Source organism: Streptomyces sp. CB02980, from assembly GCF_014451325.2.
Lineage (GTDB): Bacteria > Actinomycetota > Actinomycetes > Streptomycetales > Streptomycetaceae > Streptomyces.
This window is the reverse complement of sequence record NZ_JACSCH020000008.1, coordinates 263146-282334: the sequence shown is the minus strand read 5'-3', so window position 1 is coordinate 282334 and position 19189 is coordinate 263146. Positions and strand designations below refer to the sequence as shown.

Here is a 19189-nt window from a genome sequence, read left to right as displayed (position 1 = left end):
CCGAAGGGCCCGCACCGGATCCGGTGCGGGCCCTTCGGCGTTCCGACGTACGGTCTCGCGGATCTCGGACTCGGACGGGCCCTACGGCCCGGCCTCAGCCGAAGACGACGCAGGAGGCGGCGGGAGCCTCGACGGAGCCCGCGCGCGCGGGGATCCCGGTCTCGGGGTCGAGGGCGAACCAGGTGACGTCGCCGGAGCGCTCGTTGGCGGCGTACAGGTGCCGGCCGGACGGGGCGAGGGTCAGGTCGCGGGGCCAGCTGCCGCCGCAGGGCACGGTGGCGACCAGGGCGGCCTTGGCCCCGTCGGGGTCGAGGGCGAGCACCGCGAGGGTGTCGTCCCCGCGCACGGCGGCCCAGAGGAAGCGCCCGTCGGGGGCGACGACGACCTCGGAGGGATGGCTGGGACCGGGGGCGCCCTCGGGGACGACGGAGGTCTCGCCGAGTGGTTCGAGGACACCGGCGTCGGCGTCCCAGCGGCAGACGGTGAGGGTGGGTTCCAGCTCGTTCAGGACGTACGCGTGCGTGCCGGCCGGGTGGAACGCGAGATGACGCGGTCCGGTGCCGGGGCGCAGCGCGGTCTCGCCGTGGAGGGTGAGGGCCCCGGTGTCGGGGTCCAGGGCGCAGATCCGCACGGAGTCGGTGCCGAGATCCACGCTGACGATCCAGCGGCCGCTGGGGTCGGGAAGCACCTGGTGGGCGTGCGGGCCGGCCTGCCGGGAGGTGACGGGGCCGCTGCCCTCGTGCCGGAGGACGGTCGTGGCGGGGCGGGCGGTGCCGTCCCCGGCCAGCGGCAGGGCGGTGACGCTGCCGGAGGTGTAGTTGGCGGTGAGGAGGTGCCCGGCGGCGAGGGCGAGGTGGGTGGGTGCCGCGCCGTCGACGGGGACGGGCGCGCCGAGGAGGCGGGGTTCGGGCCCGCTGACGTCGAAGGCGGCGACGGCCCCCGCCGCGGTCTCGGAGACGGCGTGCAGCACGGGGCTCGCGAGGGCGAGGAACGAGGGGTCGGCGAGAGCGTCGCTGCCGCCGGTGACGGTCAGCGCGCCCGTCTCCGGGTCCACGTCGGCGGCGAGGACTCCCCGCCCGCCCGCCGAGGTGAAGGAGCCGATGTACGCCCGTACCGCGCTCCGGTCCCGAACCGTCTCTGTGCCGCCCACGGCGCCTCCCCTGTCCCCGTGGCCGGTCGCGGTCGACCGGCCTGCGTCCGGCCGACGGTAGCAGGCGGTCTAGACCAAAGAGAGAGGAGCGGGACGACGCGGCGGGTCGGGCGCGCGGGACCGGCGGGCGCGTCGGCGGCGTCCTCCGGCGATGCCGGGGGCGTACCCGGGAGGTGCCGGGGCGCGCCGGGGGCGTGCCCGGGAGGTGCCGGGGCGCGCGCCCCAGGGGGCGTGCCCGGCTGGGTGCCCCGGGCGTGCCGCAGACGTGTCGGCGACGTGCCGGAATCGTCAGGAGCGAACGAGCAACGAGCCCGGCGGCGTGCGCAGCGGCTCGTCGAGCGCGGCGAGGAGCTTCTCCAGACCGCTGACGTGCCCGAGCGCCGCCTGACCGGTGGCCGGGGCGGCCGCACCGTCCGCCGCCACTCGCTCCCCGGTCTCGCGCCCACCCCGGGGTGACGTCAGCCGCTCCACCGCGGCCTCGACGCGCCAGCAGGCCGCGGCGAGGCGGGCGTCGTGGCTCGCGGCCGGGTCGGCCGCCACGGCGGCGAGCCCCCGCACCTCGTCGGCGCACTCGTCGAGCAGCGCAAGGACCCGCCGCGCGCGGGCCTTCCGGCCGCGGAACGGGCTCAGCGGGTGGACCAGCGGGGCGAGGGAGAGCCGTACGCGTCCGAGCAGCAGCTCCAGCTCGGCGGCGTGAGGGGTCGGGTCGGCGTCCTCGTCACCCGACAGGCGCCGCAGGGAGGCGGAGGTCGCCGACCGTACGCCCTGCAGCGCGCGCTGGATCCAGGCGTCGTTGATCGCGTGCGTGGTGACCGGGAGGATGAGCAGCACGGCGAGCGCCGCGCACACCGCGCCCACGGCGGTCTCCTCGAGACGGAGCACCAGCAGCGCCGGGTCGAGCACGCCGAGGAGCCCGTAGAGCAGACCCGCCATCACGGTCACGGCCAGCATCATCCAGCTGTACGAGACGGGCGCGGTGTAGAAGATCCCGAAGACGCAGAGGGCCACCAGGGCGGCCGTGGGGACCACGGCCCCGTCGAGCGGGATGGCGACGACCATGCCGACGGCGATCCCGATCACCGTGCCGAGGACCCGGCGGAAGCCGCGTACCAGCGTCTCGCCCCGCGACACGGTGTTGACGAAGATCCACCACGTCGTGCCGACGGCCCAGTACCACCGGTCCTCGGAGAGCACCTGGCCGATCGCGAGCGCCACGGCGCACGCGGCCGCGGCCTGGATCGCCTGCCGGGTGGTCACACGCGAGAGCCCGGAGCCGGGCAGCGGTGCCGGCGCGGCGGGCGGAGGCGTACGGCGTTCCAGCGGCCACAGGAGGAAGCGCACCGCGCCGGCGGCGGCCAGGGCGATGCCGACGGCCGCGCACAGCTCGGGGAGCTGCCCGGGGACGGCATGCAGGAACTGGGTGGTGAAGAAGTTCATGAACGCGAAGATCCCCAGCGCATGCCCGCGCGGGCCCCAGCGCCGGGCGTAGACCCCGCAGAAGACCACGGCGAGGAAGGCGACGTCCCGCAGCAGCGTGATGTCGTGCAGCGCTGTGGCGAGCGCGAGGACGGGGAAGCCCGCGGCCGGGAGGAGCAGGGTGGTGACGGCCTGCGCGCGGACGGTGGAGTCCATCACGGTGAAGAGCGCGAGCAGCGCGGCCAGACCGCCGGTGATCGACGCGGTCAGCGAGAGGCCGGCGAGCTCCGCGAGGGCGACGGCGAGCGCGATGCCCATGACGGCGCGCAGCGAGTTCTTCAACCTGACGTGCCCCGGATCCGGTGCCACGAACATCCTCTTCACGGCTGTGAACCGCCCCCTCGTCTTGCCTTCCGCCCTGCCTCGCGGCGTCCCGGGGTGGTGGGAGCTCGCGGACATGACGAAGGCGCCGCGGTCCGGACCGGCCTCGTCGCCGCCCCGGCGCTGCGCGGCGCCGAAAGTACCTGGATACGCCAAGGAAACCATCCGGGGCGCCCCTGGCTCAACTCCTGAGCCATCGAGTGGGCCATTGGCCCAGTGAGAGGCGGTCTCCGTTGACCGCCCGGCGGCCAACGGACCACCCCGGCGCGGGCACGTGTCGCCGTCCCGGCCCGGACACCCTGGCGTCGACGCGCTGCCGTCCCCGCCCGACCGGGTCACCCTGGCTCCGGCGCGGCGCGGTCCCTGCCCGGCCCGATCACCCCCGACTCGGGCGCTCCAGGTCCTGAACAGCGCCGGCGGCCTGCGCGGCGGCACGGCGGGCCTCCCGCAGGGCGTGCTCCGCGGTCGTCACCGCCTTGCCCGCCGTCGTGGCCGCCGCCCTCGCCTCCTGCCTGGCCTTCCGGCCGTCGTGCAGCTCGCGCTCCAGCCGACCGACGAGCTCGGCCGCCTCTTCGGCCGCCTCCGCCGCGGTCTGCCGCGCGTCACGGGCCTCGACGAGCTCCCGCTCGCGCCGGCCGACCTCGCCGTCGGCTTCCTCCACCGCCGTACGGGCACGTGCGAGCTCGCGCAGGCGCCGCGCCTCCTCACCGCGGGCCGGCTTCTTCTTCGGCGCCGGCCGTTCGGCGGCTCCGGCCGCCTCCTCGCCTTCGGCAGTCTCGGCGGTCGCAGTGGTCGCGGCGGTCTCGGCGGTCGCAGTGGTCGCGGCGGCTTCCGCTGCTCCGGCGGCCGGGGCACGGCGGGCGGGCACGGCCTCCGGCGCGACCGCGGGGAATCCGACCACCGCTTCGGGCGCCTTGACGAGGCGGCCCCTCGACCACTGCTCGGCCACGTCCCGGTCGGCGAGAACGCCGTGCAGGGTCTGCTCGATCTCGTGCAGCACCGTGTCGCTCACGGCCAGCCCCGCCTCTCCCGCGAGCGCGGCGGCCGTACGGGCGAGCGCGGCGATCAGCTGCTGCCGCTGCCCGCTCGCCGCCCGCAGCTGCTCGGCGTCGAGCGTCCGGTGAGCCTCCCTCAGGGTCTCCCCCAGGGCAAGGAACTGCTGAGCCTCCTGCTGCCGCTGCCGGGCCAGCCGGTTCGCCGCCCACGCGGCGAGCGACGGGCGCCGCAGGCCGGCGACGGCCTTCGCCGCCCTCGCGTCCTTCGCCGCACGCGCCCGGGCGACGTACGTGTCCCGCGCGGCCACGAACTCCGCCGGCCTCAGCCCGTACAACTCCTCGGCGACTTCCTCGACATCCACGCCGCCCACTCTGCGCCGACCGCGCGCGGGGGCCGGGATCCCGCTCGCCGCCTCCGCCGGATGCCCTGTCCGATCACCCACTCGGGCGGTTCGCGAGGACGGCCGGGGCCTGCACCCGGCCGGCCCTCCTCTGCCACCCCTCCGTGCCCTTCACCCCGCCGTCGTCGCGCCCTCCCCGACGGCCTCAGCGCACCACCCGCGCTGCCCGCCGGCTCAGTCCTCCGCCAGCGCGCGCGTGGCCGGGCCTTGGAGAACGCTGCCGTCGGCTACGAAGCGGGAGCCGTGGCAGGGGCACTCCCAGGTCTGTTCGGCCTCGTTGAAGCCCAGTTCGCAGCCCATGTGGGTGCAGCGTCGGGCCGTCCGCCAACCCGCCACGTAGTGGCGGGCCACCGTGGACTGTTGCCGTACGACCCCGGGTACCTCGCGCACCGGCAGGTGACGGCGCGGGTCGACGAGTTCCGTCCACGCCGGGCGCGGCGCGCCCGTCATGTGCGCGGCCAGCAGGCGGCCGGCGGCGACGCCGTTGCTGAGGCCCCATCCGCCGAAGCCGGTGGCGAGGTAGACGTGCTGGGTGTCCGGGTGTTCGTGGCCCACGCAGGGCATCCCGTCCGGTGTGTGGACGTCCTGAGCGGCCCACCGGTGGGTCTCCGCCGCCTCGGCGAAGCCCGGCAGGTGTCCGCGCGCCCAGGCCTCCAGGCTGGCGTACCTCTCGGGCACGCCCCCGCTGCCCGGCTCGAACGCCTCGCCCGCCACGATCAGCAATCGCCGTCCCTCGCCCAGCGGAGCCGTACGCACCGACCGGGCGCCGTCGTCGAACGTCACGTACATGCCGTACGGGGCATGGCGTTCGTCCACGGACGCGGCGACGACGAGCTCCCTGCGCACCGAGAGGCGCACCAGGAGGCTGCTGTGGCAGCGGAGCGGGAAGTGGGTGGCGAGGACGACGTCCCGGGCGTGGACCGCGGCTCCGCCCTCCACCGTGAGACGGCATTCGGCGCCGTCGTGGAGCTCGGTGACGCGGGTGCCCTCGTGGAGGCGACCGCCCTGCGCGACGAAGTCGTCCGCCAGGCCGAGCAGGTACCGGCGCGGGTGGAACTGCAGCTGGTCCTCCACCCGCACGGCGGCCACGACCGGGTAGGGGAGCCCCGCGTCCGTCACCGTCGTCGCGCGCAGGCCCGCCTCCTCAGCGGCATCCGCCTCCTCGTGGATCTCCGCCGTGCTGCCCTCGTCGGCGGTGTACGTGAACGCCGGCCGGTGTTCGATCTCCGCGTCGACACCCAGTTCCGCGCAGTCCCGCTCCACCTGACGCAGGGCGCCCTCCTGGGCGTCGGCGTACAGGGCGGCGGCCTCCGGGCCCCGGCGGCGGCGCAGGTGGGCGTAACAGAGGCCGTGCAGGGAGGTCAGTTCGCCGGCGGCGTGCCCGGTCACGCCGGCCGCGATCCGGTCGGCCTCCAGGAGGACCACGTCGGCCCCCGCTCGGACCAGCTCCCGGGCGGTGCACACTCCGGCGACACCGGCCCCCACGACGACCACGTCGGCGGAGCGATCACCGTCCAGGGGCGGGTGCGCGACGCCGGGCGACGGCGCCGACGCCATCCAGTACGAGTTCCCGGATCCGCGTCGCATGATCGCTCCTCTCCGCGGGTGCCCGGCGGACGGCACGCGGTACTCCTCCTCGGGAGATACCCGGAGCCGCCGAGCTCAGTCGCCTTCCGGCCGCCTCCGCGCGCGCGGAAAGACCCTGGGGGACGCTCCGAGGGCCCTGGAGGAGCGGATTCCGTACCGGAATGAAACGATTCCGAACCCAGGTACCCCCGTGCCGGGCCGAAGGAACAGAGGAGGACCGCCGAGTATGGCCGTGGACGAGCTCGACACCCGGATCCTGCGGCTGCTCATCGAGCAGCCGCGGACGAGCGTGCGCGAGTACGCGCGGATCCTGGGCGTGGCGCGGGGCACCGTTCAGGCCAGGATCGACAGGCTGGAGCGCGACGGGGTGATCACCGCGACCGGTCCGGTCCTCTCTCCGGCCGCACTGGGGCACCCGGTGCTCGCCTTCGTCCATGTCGAGGCGACCCAGGGGCACCTCGACGAGGTCGGCGACGCGCTCGCGGCCGTGCCGGAGATCGTGGAGGCCTTCTCCATCACCGGCGGCGGCGATCTGCTCACCCGGGTGGTAGCCCGCGACGCCGGGCACCTGGAGGACGTCATCCAGCGGCTCATCCAGCTGCCCGGGGTGGTCCGCACCCGTACCGAGATCGCGCTGCGGGAGCGGGTGGCCCACCGGCTGCTGCCGCTGGTCGAGGCGGTCGGACGACGCTCGGATTCCACCTGAATCATGGAACTTGCCCCACCTGGTGAGGTATGCGCATTTTCCTTGCATATGCGAGCCTCGGGGGCGTAATCTCTCGCATATGCAGTCCTACACCATCGGGCAGGCGGCGCGCCTGCTGGGCGTGAGCCCCGACACCGCCCGCCGCTGGGCCGACGGCGGCCGGTTCGTCACCCATCGCGACGAGAACGGCCGACGTCTCATCGACGGCCGCGACCTGGCCGCCTTCTCCGTCGAGGTCGCCCAGAGCGGCCAGGGCGACGACGACACGGCGTACACGTCGGTGCGCAACGCGTTCCCCGGCATCGTCACGGCCGTCAAACTCGGCGACATCGCCGCGCAGGTGGAGATCCAGGCGGGTCCGCACCGGCTCGTCTCGCTCCTCACCCGTGAGGCCGTGGAGGAGCTGGGGCTCGAGGTCGGCATGCAGGCCACCGCCCGCGTGAAGTCGACGAGCGTGCACATCGACCGGATCTGATCCGGCCCGTCGCTCCACCTGCCGACCGGCCGGGCCCGATCCCGCCGGCCCTTCGCCTGCCCTTCGCCTGCCCTTCGCCTGCCGACCGGCCGTACCTGATCCCGCCTGCCCCTCCGCCTGCCGACCACCTGCCCGGCCCCTCTGCGACCCGGAGCCCCCCGATGGCGATACCCGCACGACTCGTCCCCCTCCTCGACCAGTTCGACTTCGCGCGCAGGCGGCTGACCGACCGCATGGCGGGGCCGGTGATGGACAGCGGGAACGGTACGGACATCGAAGTCGGTCCGATGACCGACGCGGAGTACCTCTGGGAGCCGGGGCCCGGCTGCTGGTCCGTCCGGCGCCGCACCGACGGTCCCGGACCACGCGCCACCGTGCTGGCCGGCAGCGACTCCGGCGACTGGGGCCGGGACGCGACTCCGGCACCGCACCCGACCCCGCCGCCGTTCACGACGATCGCCTGGCGGCTGAGTCACCTCAGCGAGCTGCTCGCGCTCCGCGCCGACCACACGAACGGCAGCCACACCCTCACCCGCGACGACTACGCGATCAGCGGGGACGTCGCCACGGCCGTCGCCGCGTTCGACACCGCCGCCGGGGCCTGGCGGGACGCGCTGCTGTCCGCCGACGACGCGGCGCTCGACACCGTCGGGTACAGCACCTACCCGCACGGCAGCGATCCGGAGGATCCCTTCCTGGAGACCGTCTGGTGGGTGAACCAGGAACTCCTCCACCACGGGGCGGAGATCGCCCTCCTCCGCGACCTGCACCGGCTCCGGCACGCGGGATCCTGAAGCCGGCCCGCCCCCGGACCTCCGCGAACGAAGCCGAAGGGAATCCCCCTTTCCCGTACGACCGGCTGAACGCCGTACGGGATGTCAGCTGGTCGTACGGGCGAGCAGAATCGCCACGTCGTCCTGCGCGGGTGCCGCGAGCAGCTGCTTCAGGATGTCGTCGCACAGCTCGTCCAGAGGGCGGTCGAGGTGCCGGAGCGCCCCCGCGAGCTGTCGCATCCCCTCGTCGAGGTCGCGGTCGCGGGCCTCGATGAGGCCGTCCGTGTAGAGGACGAGCAGCCCGCCCTCGGGCAGGGCGACCTCCTCGGTGCCGAAGTCGTGGGCGCCGGTGCCCAGTGGGGTTCCCGGCGGCCCGTCGAGGAAGGTGATCGTCCCGTCCGGGGTGGCCACGGCCGGCGGTGGATGACCGGCGCGCGCGATGACCCAGCCGCCGGTGGCCGGGTCGTGGACTGCGTACACGCAGGTCGCCATCGTGTCCTCACCGAGGTCGGCGACGACGGCGTCGAGGGAGCTGAGCATCTCGGCCGGCGGAATGTCGTGACGGGCCAGGGTCCGTACCGCCGTGCGCAGTTGGCCCATGACCGCGGCCGCGTGGATGCCGTGCCCCATGACGTCACCGATGACGAGGCCGGTCCTGCCGCCTGGTACGGCGATGACGTCGAACCAGTCGCCGCCGACGTCATGGGCGCTCGCGGGCAGGTAGCGGCCGGTGAGTTCGAGCCCGGTGACGGCGGGCAGCGCGCTGTTGGTGAGGCTGCGCTGCAGGGTGAGGGCGGCCTCCCGTTGGGTGGTGTAGAGGCGCGCGTTGTCGATGTTGAGGGCGGCCCGGGCCACGACCTCGTCGATGAGGACGCAGTCCTGCGCGTCGAAGGGCTCACGGGTCCGCAGCCGGGTCACCGTGACCGAGCCGAGCACCTGGCCGCGGGCCACCATGGGGACGAGCCGCGCCGAACCGATGCGGGTGGCGAAGTAGGTGCGGAGCGCCTCGGTGCGCGGGTCGGTGAAGAGTTGCGGGATGTCGGACGTGAAGAGGTTCGTGGGCCTGCCGCGGGCGACGACCCCCTCGTACACGGAGTCCAGCGGGATCTGGAAGGTCTGCCCCGGGACGAGCAGGGACGTGGGGGCCGTGGGGTCCGGGAAGCGGGCCGCGAGTCGCCGTAGCACCCCGCGCGTGGAGGCCACCGGGTCGTCCGGCTCCAGAACGGACTCCAGCATCTGGACGTCCGCCGAGTCGGCCAGCTGCGGCACGAGGAAACGTACCGTCTCCTCGGCCGTCTGCTGCAGGTCCAGGGTCGTGCCGATCCGCGCCCCGGCCTCGGCGAGCAGGGCGAAGCGGTGGCGGGCCCGCTCGACCTCGGTGTGCGCCTCCTGGCTCTCGGTGATGTCCACCAGGGACGCGATGAGTCCCAGGGACCGCCGGTCGGTGCGGTCGATGAGCGGGGCGTACGAGCAGGACCAGATGCGGTCGCGATCGGGGTCGGCGGGGGTACGGCCGACCCGGCGGGCGTCCACGACGGCGTTCCCGCTCTCCATGACCTGGCGCATCAGGGATTCGAGCGAGGCGGCGTTGACACCGGGCACCACTTCGGTGAGGCGGTGACCCACGTGCTCGGCGGCCGCCACCCCGTTCATCCGGGCCAGGGCGTCGTTCACCCGGAGGAACCGCAGGTCGGGGCCGAGCAGGGCGAGACCGATCGGCGACTGGGTGAAGAGGCTCTCCATCGCCGCGAGGTTCTCCCGCATGCGCAGGACCTCGGAGGTCTCCACCGCGATGAGCATCGCGCCCGGCCGGCCGTCCGGGTCGGCGGCCGGCACGATCCACATCTCCATGGCGACCGTGTGCCCGTCGCGGTGCCGGACGGGGAGGGTGCCGACCATGGTCTCGCCGGCCTGGACGCGATGAGTGAGCCGTTCGGCGAGTTCACGGTTGTCGTCGGGGACGAGGAGGGGCGTGGCGAGCCGCCCGATCACATGCTCGGGGCGGTGGCCGAGCAGATCCTGCGCGGCGAGCGACCACTCGACGATGCGACCCTCGGCGTCCTCACGCCACAGGGCGATCGGGAGCAGCTCGCGGAGCACACCCGCGTCCCCGACGGCCGCCCGGGGCGGCTGCGGAACCCTGCTCGACGACTCGTGAGTCTCCAACGCATCGACCTACGCATCGGCCCGGCCCCGGGGGGCGCATTCCCTATCGAATCACCCTAGCCGAGTACCTGGGCGCGGGCTCTGCGCAGTGCGGCCGATCGATGCGGTGGGGAGGGGCGGTACGGGGTGGGGGCGGGGTGAGAGTCGGTGGGAGAGGCGGGGTGAGAGTCGGTGGGAGAGGGGGAGGGGGACACCGGGACGGCGGATTCCGTAGTTCTACGGATGTGCGGGCGGCTCGGGGCTGCGAAAGTCGGTCCGACCTCTGTGTTCGCGGGTTCTGCCGGGTGTGCAGTTCCCTCCCGTCCCCTCTCCCCGGAGCACCCCCCACATGAGCAGCCGCTCGCCCGACGAGTTCCGCCTCGATGTGCGTCCGTACGACCGGGGGGCCGGTACCGGCGACGAGCCGGAGGATCCGCACGAGCTGCTCCACCGGGCCCGGCGGCTCACCGCCCATGGGCACCCCTGGGCCGGAAGCGCCTGGGAGCGGGCCGCGACGGCCCTTCAGCGCGCGGGCGGGGCCCTCACCCCCGGGGACCACGCCGACGCCCTGGACGCGACCGCGCTCGACTGCCGGGGCGCCGCACGCCCGGCCGCGGGGCCGCTCTTCTTCCGGGCCGCCGATCTGCACGAGCAGGCCGGGCAGCGGGGCAAGGCCCTGGTCTCGCGGGCGCGTGCGCTCCTCGCGGGCCCCGGGACCGGAGCGACGGCCTGCGCCCGGCTCGCGGAGCTGTGCGAGCGGGCCACGGCCCTCCACCGAGTCGGGCGGGCCGGGGTCACCGAGACCGCGACGGTGCGTCTGCTGCACGGCCGGGCCCGCGCCGATCTGCTCGACACCGCACCCGACCCGGCGGCCGAGGCAGCCGCCCTGCGCGAGGAACTCACCCGGCTGATCGCCTTCGCAGCGCCGCACCGGGCGGACCACGCCGTCCTCGGCGTGCTCGCCGACACGCGCGCGCTGCTCGGCCGGATCACGGCGCCCGACGACCCGGCGGCCGCACAGGCCCAGCTGAGAACGGCGCTCGACGACCACCGGGCCGGGGGCCGGCTGTGGCCTGCCACCGGGCATCAACTCCTGCTCGCCGCCGTGCTGCGTACGACCGGCGCGCACGAGGAGGCGGCCGCACTCCTCCGAGCCGCCCTCGCCTCCGAGGTGACGGACGCGCCGCTGCGGGCCGCCGACCGGGCCCGGCTCTGTCTTGCCCTGGCCCGGGCGGTCGCCGGGTCCGGCGAGCAGGGGCGTACGGCCCGGGACGCGAAGGAGGTGGCGGAGGGGGTGCCGGAGGAGTCGGTGGAGGAGGACGGCGAGCGGCTGGCGCTGCTCGCCGAGGCCGTCCGGCACACCGACGGGCCTGCCCAGGACGTCCGCGTGGGTGCCTTCGCACGGCTCCTGCTCGGTGTCGCGCACGCGGAGCGCGGACGCTACGGCAAGGCCCTCGGCCTCCTCGGACAGGCGCTGCCCGGGTTCGCGGAGGACGGTGACACGGCGGCGCGGGTACGGGCCAGGGCCTGGCTCGCCGAGTGTCTGCTGCACCTGGACGAACCCGGCCGGGCGGCGCGGGAGTACGAGCTCGCCGCGGCAGAGGCCCGGTCGTGGGGCGACCGACGTCATGGCGCGGCCCTGAGCCACCGGGCGGCGCACGCGCTGTGCCTGGCGGGGACCCACCGCCCGGTGCCGGAGATCCGCGGCACGGGCGGTACGGTCTACGCCGACGCGAAGGCCGAGACCGAGGCCGCGGCGGAGGGTGGTGCCCCGGACGGGACCACGCAGGGGCCGTGGCCGGGCTTGCGTGAACTCCCGGAGCCGTTCGGACCGCCGGGGCGCTACCAGGTCGACGTGTACGGCGAAGTGGGCGGGGCCGGGCCGCAGGCCGCCACCGCCCCGGGGACCCGAGTACAGGGGTGCGAGTGAACAGAGTGATCGACGGCCGTTTCGAGCTGGTGGAGCGGCTGGGCGGCGGTGGGATGGGAACGGTCTGGCGCGCCCGCGACCTGGTCCTCCACCGTGACGTGGCGGTCAAGGAGGTGCGCCCGCCGGACCCCGCGCACGCCGAGCACGACGTCGAGGGCGCCCGGACCCTGCGCGAGCGTGTCCTGCGCGAGGCGCGCGCCCTCGCCCGGATCGACCACCCCAACGTGGTGACCATCCATCACATCGTCGACGCCGGCGAGGGCACCTACCCGTGGCTCGTGATGGAGCTGGTCACCGGCGGCTCCCTCCAGGACCGGCTCGACCGGGGCTCGATGACCCCGGTCGAGGCCGCCGCGCTCGGCCGCGAGCTGCTCTCGGCCCTGCGGGCCGCACACGAGCGGGACATCGAGCACCGCGACGTCAAGCCCGCCAACGTCCTGCTGCGCCCCGACGGGCGGCCGGTGCTCACGGACTTCGGCATCGCCGCGATCCGCGAGTCCACCGTCCTGACGGCCTCGGGCTCGATCATCGGCTCGCCCGACTACATGGCGCCCGAGCGGATCCGCGGCGGTGGCGGCAGCGGCCCGGCCGCCGACCTGTGGTCGCTCGGCATGGTGCTGTACGTGGCGGTCGAGGGCCACCACCCGTTGCGCCGGGAGAACACGCTCGCGACGCTGGCGGCCGTCCTCTCCGACGACGTACCGCCCCCGCGGCGCGCCGGCGAGCTCACCGGCCTGCTGAACAGGCTGCTGGTGAGGGAGCCGTCCGCCCGCCCGGACGCGGAGGAACTCGACCGCGCGCTCGCCACCGTCGCGTCACCGGACCCGAGCGCCCGACCGGCACTCCGTCAGGACGCCGGCGCGGTACGGGACCTGGCGGCGGCTCCCGCGCACGGGGCGGGCCCGGAGGCCTTCGGCGAGCCGGGTGCGGCAGGCACCGGCGGGGGCGAGGCGACCTCGTTCCACCTGGCACCTCCGGCGAGCCAACCGGCACCTCCGGCGACCTCGGGCGCGGGTTCGGCAGCCGCCGCGACGGCGTCGCAGGGCGGCTCGCCCGCAGCCGCTCCCCCGTGGGCCGCTCCCCCCGCGGCTGCGGCCGTGTTCGCGCCCCCCGGGGTCTCCCCCGCGACGGCTCCCTCGTCCGCCTCCCCGGCCCGTGCCGCCGGCCGACTGCGGAGTCGTACCGCCCGTTTCCTGGGTTCCGCCGCCGTCGTGGTGCTCGCCGTGGGGATTCCCGTCGCCGCGATGACGTGGGACTGGCGGCCCGGCGACCCGGGAAGCGGGCCGAGCAGCGCGCCTCCGTCGCAGCAGGGCCCGGTCGCCCAGCGGCCCGACGCGTCGGACGAACCGACGTCGGCGTCGACGCCTTCGCCGTCGTCGTCGAAGGACGTCGCCCCGGTGAAGGGCAGTCTGCTGACCCCCGCCGGGGTCCGGTCCGCCATCGCCGCGATCAAGGAGGCCGCGGGCGGGACCATGGTGACCAGCTTCGTCGTGTACCCGGACTACGCGATCGCCGAGTCACTCGTCAAGGGCAGCACGAAGCGGTACGACCGGTACATGTACCGGGGCGAGGACGCCGCCGTCCGCCAGGGATCCGGCACGGCCTTCCCCGGCTCGGTCCCGACCGACCTCAACGACTTCGACTGGGACGCCCTGCCGGCACTGATGAAGCGCGCGGACAAGGAACTGGGCGTCGCCGAGCCGACCAGCCGCTACCTCGTCATGAACCCGCCCTCGTCGATCTTCGGGACCAAGGCGGGCATGAGCGTCTACCTGTCCGACACGTACGGCTCCGCGTATCTCCAGGCGGACGCGAAGGGCCGGGTGACGGCGACCTATCCCCGCGAGAACTGACCCTCGCCGACGCCGTCCCTGACCACGAGGGAGGCGAGGGCCGCCCGGCTCTCCACTCCCGTCTTGCGGTAGACCCGGGCGACATGGCTCTCGACCGTGCGCGGGCTGAGACAGAGCCGGTCGGCCACGGCCTGGTTGGTGAGTCCCTCGGCGACCAGGACCGAGATCTCCCGTTCCCTCGGGGTGAGGCCGGCGAGCCGGCCCCCGGCCGCGCCCTCCGGAGGGGCAGGGCGGGTGCGGTCGGCCAGATCGACCAGCATGCGGGCGCCTCCCTCGAAGGCCAGTCGCCTGCCTCTGCGCCACTGGGCGGCGGCCCGTTTCCCGTCGCCCGCCGCATGTGTCTGCGGCGCGGCGAGGAGCAGGCTGTGGGCCTCCCGCAGGACGGCCCCCGAGCGTGCGCTCTCCCGTGCCGCGTCGGAGAACGCCCGTGCGGCGGAAGCCGATTCGCCGCGCCGGGCCAGGACCTGTCCCCAGGCGCGCAGTGCGGCGGCGCGCTGTACGGGCAGCCCGAGCGGCTCCGCCTCCGCGAGGGCCCGGCGGGCGACCCGCTCGGCCTCCGCCGGGTCTCCGGTGGCGAGGGCCGCGCCCGCGAGCAGTTCGAGGTATCCGGGGCGCAGCGAGGGCTGGAGCCGGGAGAGGTTCCGGTCGCCGCCCGCGCGCACGAGCACCTCGCGCACCCGGTGCGGGTCCCTGTGGAGCGGCACGGCGTAGCCGAGCAGGGAGCGGGTCTGGGTGGCCCACCAGCCCTCGGCGGTCCCCACCGTGGCCGCGGCCTCCGCGGCGGCTGCCGACGGCTCGGGGTCGCCCAGGGGCCGGGCGTGGAGGAGGACCACGGCCCGGATCGCCCCGCTGAAGCCGACGAGTTCGGCACCGCCCAGGGCGCGGGCGACGGCGAGCGACTCCTCGGCCAGGTCGAGCGCCGCACCGACCCTGCCGGTCAGGAAGTGGACGTACGCCGAGCAGAGCAGCAACTGCGAGAGCGCGAAGGGGCGTCCGGCGCGCCGGGCCATCCCGATGCCGCGGGTGGCATGGCGCTCCGCCCGCCCGTACTCCTCCAGGAAGACCTCGGTCCAGCCGAGCCGTACCAACGACTCCGGGTGGGCGGCCAGTTCGCCGTCGGTGAAGGTGTCGGTGAGGGCCGCGGCCTCCGCCGCGTGGACACGGGCGGCGGCGGTCTCGCCCTCGTACACCTCGCCGAGCGCGGCCAGGGTGAGCACCTCCGCCGTGCCCGCCTCGTCGCGCCGCCGGCGGGCCTCTTCGAGGGTTCGGTCGACGACGGACCGGACCTCGGGGTACCGGGCGGCGAACAGGGCCCGGCAGCCCCACTCGACGACGAGCCAGGTCCGCAGGTCGGGGCGGGGGCCGGGGGTGCGCTCCAGCTCGCGGCGGAGCAGTGCGTCCGCCTCCGGGTAGCGGCCGAGGTGGCGCTCCATGAAGGCGCAGAGCAGGACGGCGGAGGTCCGCAGCTCGGCCGTGTCCGGCGCACGGCAGGTGTCGACGAGGTGGTGGAGGAGGTCCCGGCTCTCCGCCACCCGGCCGGCGGATCCGAGGGCCTGGGCCCGTCGGAGCGTCAGATCGCGCCAGGTGGCACGGTGCTCGGGGGTGTCGGGAAGCAGGGCGAGGACGGCCCCCAGCCAGTGGGCGGCGCGCGCGGGGTCGGCCGCGCCGATCCGCTCGGCGGCCTCGACCAGCTCGGCGGCGACGTCCGGGTGCCAGGCCGTCACGGCGCGGACCAGGTGCGGAGCACGCTCGGTCACGGGCGCCCCGGCAGCGGCGAGCGCGTCGGCCGCCCGCCGGTGCAGTTCACGGCGCCGCCACGGGTCGAGCGTGCCCCGGACGAGCTCGGGCAGGGCGGGGTGGCGCAGGACGAGGATCCGCCCGTCGTCGTCGGGCCGGACGAGGTCACGGCGGGTCAGCTCCCTGAGCACGTCGTCCAGGGCCATGGGGTCCGGCGGGCCCGACGGGTGCGAGGGGGACGGTGGTTGCGGCAGGTCCGTCGGGTGCGGGGGGATCGGGGGCGGGTCGATCGGAGGCGGGCCGATCGGGTGCGGGGTCACGGCGGCGGCGAGCAGTTCGGCCGTGGCGCGCCCGTCGAGCACGGCGAGCGCCTCGACGACCGCCCGCTGCGCCCCGTCGAGCGGGGCGAGCTCGTCGAGGAGCACCGCCACGGGTCCGGTCCCGGGCACCCCTCCCCCGTGGGTGCGCGCGTGGGCGAGGGCGCGATGGTAGAGCGGGTTGCCGTGGCTGACGGCGTGGATCTCCCGGCCGAGGCCGGCCGGCAGCCCGGGGGCGAGCCCCTCGGCGCAGTCGTCCGCTGCCAAGGGCCCGAGGGCGAGCTGGGCGAGGTCTCCCGAGTCGGCGGCACGGGCGAGGACGGAGGCGAGCGCGGGCGTGGTCTGCCGCTCGCGGCGGGCGAGCACGAGCAGGACGGGCGCCCGGAGCGGATGCCGGAGGAGATGGTCGACGAGCGCGACGGAGGCGGGGTCGGCGGCGTGGAAGTCGTCGAGTGTGAGGACGAGGACGGGCCCGTCCGCCGGAACCCGCCCGAGCGCCGCCGCGATACGCCGCACCTGGCCGGCGTCAGTGCCACCGGACCGCACGGCCCCCGCCGTGGATCCCGTCTCGGCCGGAGGATCGGCCCCGTGGTCCGCGCGGGGCGCCGTCGGGGGCGACTCGACGAGTTCCGCGAGGGCCGACAGCGCCGGGGAGAGCGCGCGGTCGTGGTGGTCCAGGTCCGCGAAGGCGTCCGCGAACGCTTGGAAAGGTGGGCTCGGGTCCCGGCCTGCCAGGACGGAAGAGCCGACAAGGACGGCAGAGCCGGCCGGGACGGCGGGTCCCGCGCGGCCGCGCAGGACCGTCGCTCCGCGCCGCCTCGCCCGTGCCGCGAACTCGGCGAGGAGCCGGGACTTGCCGATGCCCGGCTCGCCCACGACCTCCACGACCGCCGGGCCCCTGCCTTCGGCGCGGTGGCGCAGGGGCACGTCGAGCCGGTCGAGTTCCCGTGCCCGCCCGACGAAGGGCGCAGGCCCGACACCCCCCGGATCCGCGAAAGTGTCCACGTGCCGTCCCCCTCGTGCGGTCGTTCTCTTCCCCGCTCTCAGTTGTACGGCACGCCACCGACAACGGCGTCAGCCGGTCGTCAGGGCCTTGAAGGCGCGGGTCTGTTCCGTGATGGCCCGCTCCGTCGGCAGGCGCTCGATCGACGAGGCTCCGAAGAAGCCGACGACGCCCGTGGTGCGCTCCAGAACGTGGCGCGCGTCCTCCGGCTCGGCGATGGGACCGCCGTGACAGAGCACCAGGATGCCGGGGTTCACGCGCTTGGCGGCGTCGTGCATCTCCTGGACCGCCGCCGCGGCCTGGTCGAGCGTCATCGCCGTCCCCGCCCCGACGGCCCCCTTGGTCGTGAGCCCGACGTGGGGCACCAGGACGTCGGCGCCGGCCCGTGCCATGTCGGCCGCCTGCCCGGGGTCGAAGACGTACGGGGCGGTGAGCAGGTCCCGTTCGTGGGCGGCGCGGACCATGTCGACCTCCAGGCCGTACCCCATGCCGGTCTCCTCCAGGTTGACGCGGAAGGTGCCGTCGTAGAGGCCGACCGTGGGGAAGTTCTGCACGCCAGCGAAGCCCATGGCCTTGAGCTGGTCCAGGAAGAGGTCCATGCGGCGGAACGGGTCCGTACCGCAGACGCCGGCGAGGACGGGGGTGTCGCGGACCACGGGCAGTACCTCGCGCGCCATGTCCTGGACGATGGCGTTGGCGTCGCCGTACGGCAGGAGTCCGGCGAGGGAGCCGCGCCCGGCCATCCGGTAGCGGCCGGAGTTGTAGATGATCAGCAGGTCGACCCCGCCGTCCTCGGCGCACTTGGCGGAGAGTCCCGTACCGGCGCCGGCGCCGACGATCGGGCGGCCGGCGGCGACCTGGGCGCGCAGCCGGTCGAGCACGTCCTGACGGCTGATGGTGTTCACGGTGGTGTTCACTCCTCGGTGTCCGTGTCATGTGCCTCAGTGGGCGGCGCGGCGGGCGTGCTCGGTGATCAGCTGGTGGAGGCGGTCCGCCATGGCGACCGCGAACGACGGGTCGTTGATGTGGGCGTCCAGTTCGTGGACGCGGACCTCGCCGCCCCGTACGGCGGCGCGCAGCGCGTCGAGGCCCGACCGGTCCGCCTCGGGGTCCGCGAAGGGTCCGTCGGCGACGTCCACGGCCGAGACGCCGCGCAGCGGCCAGAAGACCTCGGCCGGTCCGCGCGCGGTGCGGAGCTTGCGGCCCAGGACGGCGCCGAGGTCGGCCATCTCGCGCGCGGTGGTCCGCATCAGGGTGACCGTCGCGTTGTGGATGAGCAGCCGCCGTTCGACGAAACGCTCGGGGACGGTGGCGGCAGGACCGAAGTTGACCATGTCGAGCGCGCCGGGGGCGACGACCTGCGGGATGCCCATGGCGCCGGCGGCGGTGAGCCGGGACGGGCCCGCGCTGAGCACCCCGCCGACGAGTTCGTCGGCGAGTTCGGTGGTGGTGAGGTCGAGGACGCCGTCGAGCATGCCGTCCCTGGCGAGTTTCTCGACGGCCCGGCCGCCCGCGCCGGTGGCGTGGAAGACGAGGACCTCGTAGCCGAGTTCGGCGAGGCGCGCGCGGGCCACGTCGACGGCCGGGGTCGTCACGCCGAACATCGTGGCCGCGACGACCGGCCGTCCGCGGCCCGCCTGATCGTCGTGGTTGCGCTCGTGGCGGCGGGCCATGCCGGCGGCGGCGGCCGCGGCGTTGCCGAGGACCTGGCAGGAGACGGAGTTGAGCCCGGAGATGTCGACGACGCTGTACATCAGGGTGAGGTCGCTGCTGTCGACGTACGGGGAGACGTCGCCGCCCGCCATGGTGCTGACGAGCACCTTCGGTACGCCGATGGGAAGGGCCCGCATGGCCTGGGCGGCGATGGCGGAGCCGCCGCTCCCGGCGGCGGCGAGCACGGCGTGCAACCTCCCCTTGCGGTAGAGGTCGACGACGACCCGGGTGAGCCCCTGGGCCATCGCGGCGACGGCCGCCGCGCGGTCCCCGTCGGCCCGCAGCCTCGCCAGGTCGTGGCCGGCGGCCCGCGCGACGACGTCGGCGGTGACGTCGGCCACGGGCGCGTGGGCGGGTGCGGGCATGGTCCCGGTGTCGACGAGGAGGACGTCGGCGCCGTACTCCCTGAGCCGCTCGCGCAGCCAGGCGTACTCCTCCCCCTTGGTGTCCAGTGTGCCGACCAGCACGACGGTCGCCATGCGCTCACCCTTCTCCCGATCCGGCCCGATCCCGGCCGGTCCCCAGCCCGTTCCCGCCTCCGGGCCCCGTCGCCCGGGGCCCGCCGTTGTCGATCCTCCGTCGTGTGACCTGCGGCGACAACGACCAC

At 75.2% G+C, this 19189-nt stretch carries 13 protein-coding genes; 5 read left to right on the top strand and 8 right to left on the bottom strand.

Annotated elements, in window-relative coordinates:
• Positions 1 to 94: 94 nt before the first annotated feature.
• The 4 genes from E0F75_RS19350 to E0F75_RS19335 form a co-directional block, all read right to left on the bottom strand.
• A complete protein-coding gene (locus tag E0F75_RS19350) occupies positions 95 to 1150 on the bottom strand; it encodes a lactonase family protein (protein ID WP_187623766.1) in 1056 nt (351 codons plus the stop codon).
• 288 nt (positions 1151 to 1438) lie between these two features.
• Positions 1439 to 2941, bottom strand: coding sequence for an FUSC family protein (locus E0F75_RS19345; protein ID WP_187623858.1), 1503 nt, complete (start codon positions 2939 to 2941; stop codon positions 1439 to 1441).
• A 382-nt stretch (positions 2942 to 3323) separates the two neighbouring features.
• Positions 3324 to 4304 carry a hypothetical protein gene (locus E0F75_RS19340; protein WP_187623765.1) on the bottom strand — a complete coding sequence of 327 codons (981 nt, stop codon included), beginning with the start codon at positions 4302 to 4304 and terminating at the stop codon, positions 3324 to 3326.
• 213 nt (positions 4305 to 4517) lie between these two features.
• Positions 4518 to 5930 carry an FAD-dependent oxidoreductase gene (locus tag E0F75_RS19335; RefSeq protein WP_187623764.1) on the bottom strand — a complete coding sequence of 471 codons (1413 nt, stop codon included), beginning with the start codon at positions 5928 to 5930 and terminating at the stop codon, positions 4518 to 4520.
• A gap of 226 nt (positions 5931 to 6156) precedes the next feature.
• On the opposite strand from E0F75_RS19335, the gene E0F75_RS19330 reads away from it, so the two are divergent.
• The 3 genes from E0F75_RS19330 (at position 6157) to E0F75_RS19320 (ending at position 7905) form a co-directional block, all read left to right on the top strand.
• On the top strand, positions 6157 to 6636 hold the full coding sequence (locus E0F75_RS19330) for an Lrp/AsnC family transcriptional regulator (RefSeq protein ID WP_187623763.1): 480 nt from the start codon (positions 6157 to 6159) through the stop codon (positions 6634 to 6636).
• 79 nt (positions 6637 to 6715) lie between these two features.
• Positions 6716 to 7111: a molybdopterin-binding protein gene (locus E0F75_RS19325; protein WP_187623762.1), complete on the top strand. Its 396-nt coding sequence runs from the start codon at positions 6716 to 6718 to the stop codon at positions 7109 to 7111.
• A 161-nt stretch (positions 7112 to 7272) separates the two neighbouring features.
• On the top strand, positions 7273 to 7905 hold the full coding sequence (locus tag E0F75_RS19320; RefSeq protein ID WP_187623761.1) for a DinB family protein: 633 nt from the start codon (positions 7273 to 7275) through the stop codon (positions 7903 to 7905).
• Between the two features lie 84 nt (positions 7906 to 7989).
• On the opposite strand, the gene E0F75_RS19315 is transcribed toward E0F75_RS19320, so the two are convergent.
• Positions 7990 to 10050, bottom strand: coding sequence for a SpoIIE family protein phosphatase (locus E0F75_RS19315; RefSeq protein ID WP_187623760.1), 2061 nt, complete (start codon positions 10048 to 10050; stop codon positions 7990 to 7992).
• A 328-nt stretch (positions 10051 to 10378) separates the two neighbouring features.
• Here E0F75_RS19315 and E0F75_RS19310 point away from each other — a divergent pair, with 328 nt between their 5' ends.
• Together E0F75_RS19310 and E0F75_RS19305 are read left to right on the top strand one after the other, a co-directional pair.
• Entirely contained in the window at positions 10379 to 11959 is a 1581-nt protein-coding gene (locus tag E0F75_RS19310; RefSeq protein WP_187623759.1) for a hypothetical protein, read from the top strand.
• Entirely contained in the window at positions 11956 to 13812 is a 1857-nt protein-coding gene (locus E0F75_RS19305) for a serine/threonine-protein kinase (RefSeq protein WP_187623758.1), read from the top strand. Before E0F75_RS19310 ends, E0F75_RS19305 begins: the two co-directional genes overlap by 4 nt.
• On the opposite strand, the gene E0F75_RS40060 is transcribed toward E0F75_RS19305, so the two are convergent.
• From E0F75_RS40060 to E0F75_RS19285, 3 genes are all read right to left on the bottom strand, one after another.
• Positions 13794 to 16871: an AAA family ATPase gene (locus tag E0F75_RS40060; protein WP_187623757.1), complete on the bottom strand. Its 3078-nt coding sequence runs from the start codon at positions 16869 to 16871 to the stop codon at positions 13794 to 13796. The genes E0F75_RS19305 and E0F75_RS40060 overlap by 19 nt on opposite strands.
• A gap of 69 nt (positions 16872 to 16940) precedes the next feature.
• Entirely contained in the window at positions 16941 to 17774 is an 834-nt protein-coding gene (locus E0F75_RS19290; protein WP_229312736.1) for a phosphoenolpyruvate hydrolase family protein, read from the bottom strand.
• Positions 17775 to 17810: 36 nt separating this feature from the next.
• Entirely contained in the window at positions 17811 to 19061 is a 1251-nt protein-coding gene (locus E0F75_RS19285) for a Tm-1-like ATP-binding domain-containing protein (protein ID WP_187623756.1), read from the bottom strand.
• Positions 19062 to 19189 lie beyond the last annotated feature (128 nt).

Coding starts and splice junctions, on each gene's coding strand:
- E0F75_RS19330 (WP_187623763.1), top strand. CDS start 6,157: ATGGCCGTGGACGAGCTCGACACCCGGATCCTGCGGCTGCTCATCGAG.
- E0F75_RS19345 (WP_187623858.1), bottom strand. CDS start 2,941: ATGTTCGTGGCACCGGATCCGGGGCACGTCAGGTTGAAGAACTCGCTG.
- E0F75_RS19285 (WP_187623756.1), bottom strand. CDS start 19,061: ATGGCGACCGTCGTGCTGGTCGGCACACTGGACACCAAGGGGGAGGAG.
- E0F75_RS19335 (WP_187623764.1), bottom strand. CDS start 5,930: ATGCGACGCGGATCCGGGAACTCGTACTGGATGGCGTCGGCGCCGTCG.
- E0F75_RS19320 (WP_187623761.1), top strand. CDS start 7,273: ATGGCGATACCCGCACGACTCGTCCCCCTCCTCGACCAGTTCGACTTC.
- E0F75_RS19325 (WP_187623762.1), top strand. CDS start 6,716: ATGCAGTCCTACACCATCGGGCAGGCGGCGCGCCTGCTGGGCGTGAGC.
- E0F75_RS19310 (WP_187623759.1), top strand. CDS start 10,379: ATGAGCAGCCGCTCGCCCGACGAGTTCCGCCTCGATGTGCGTCCGTAC.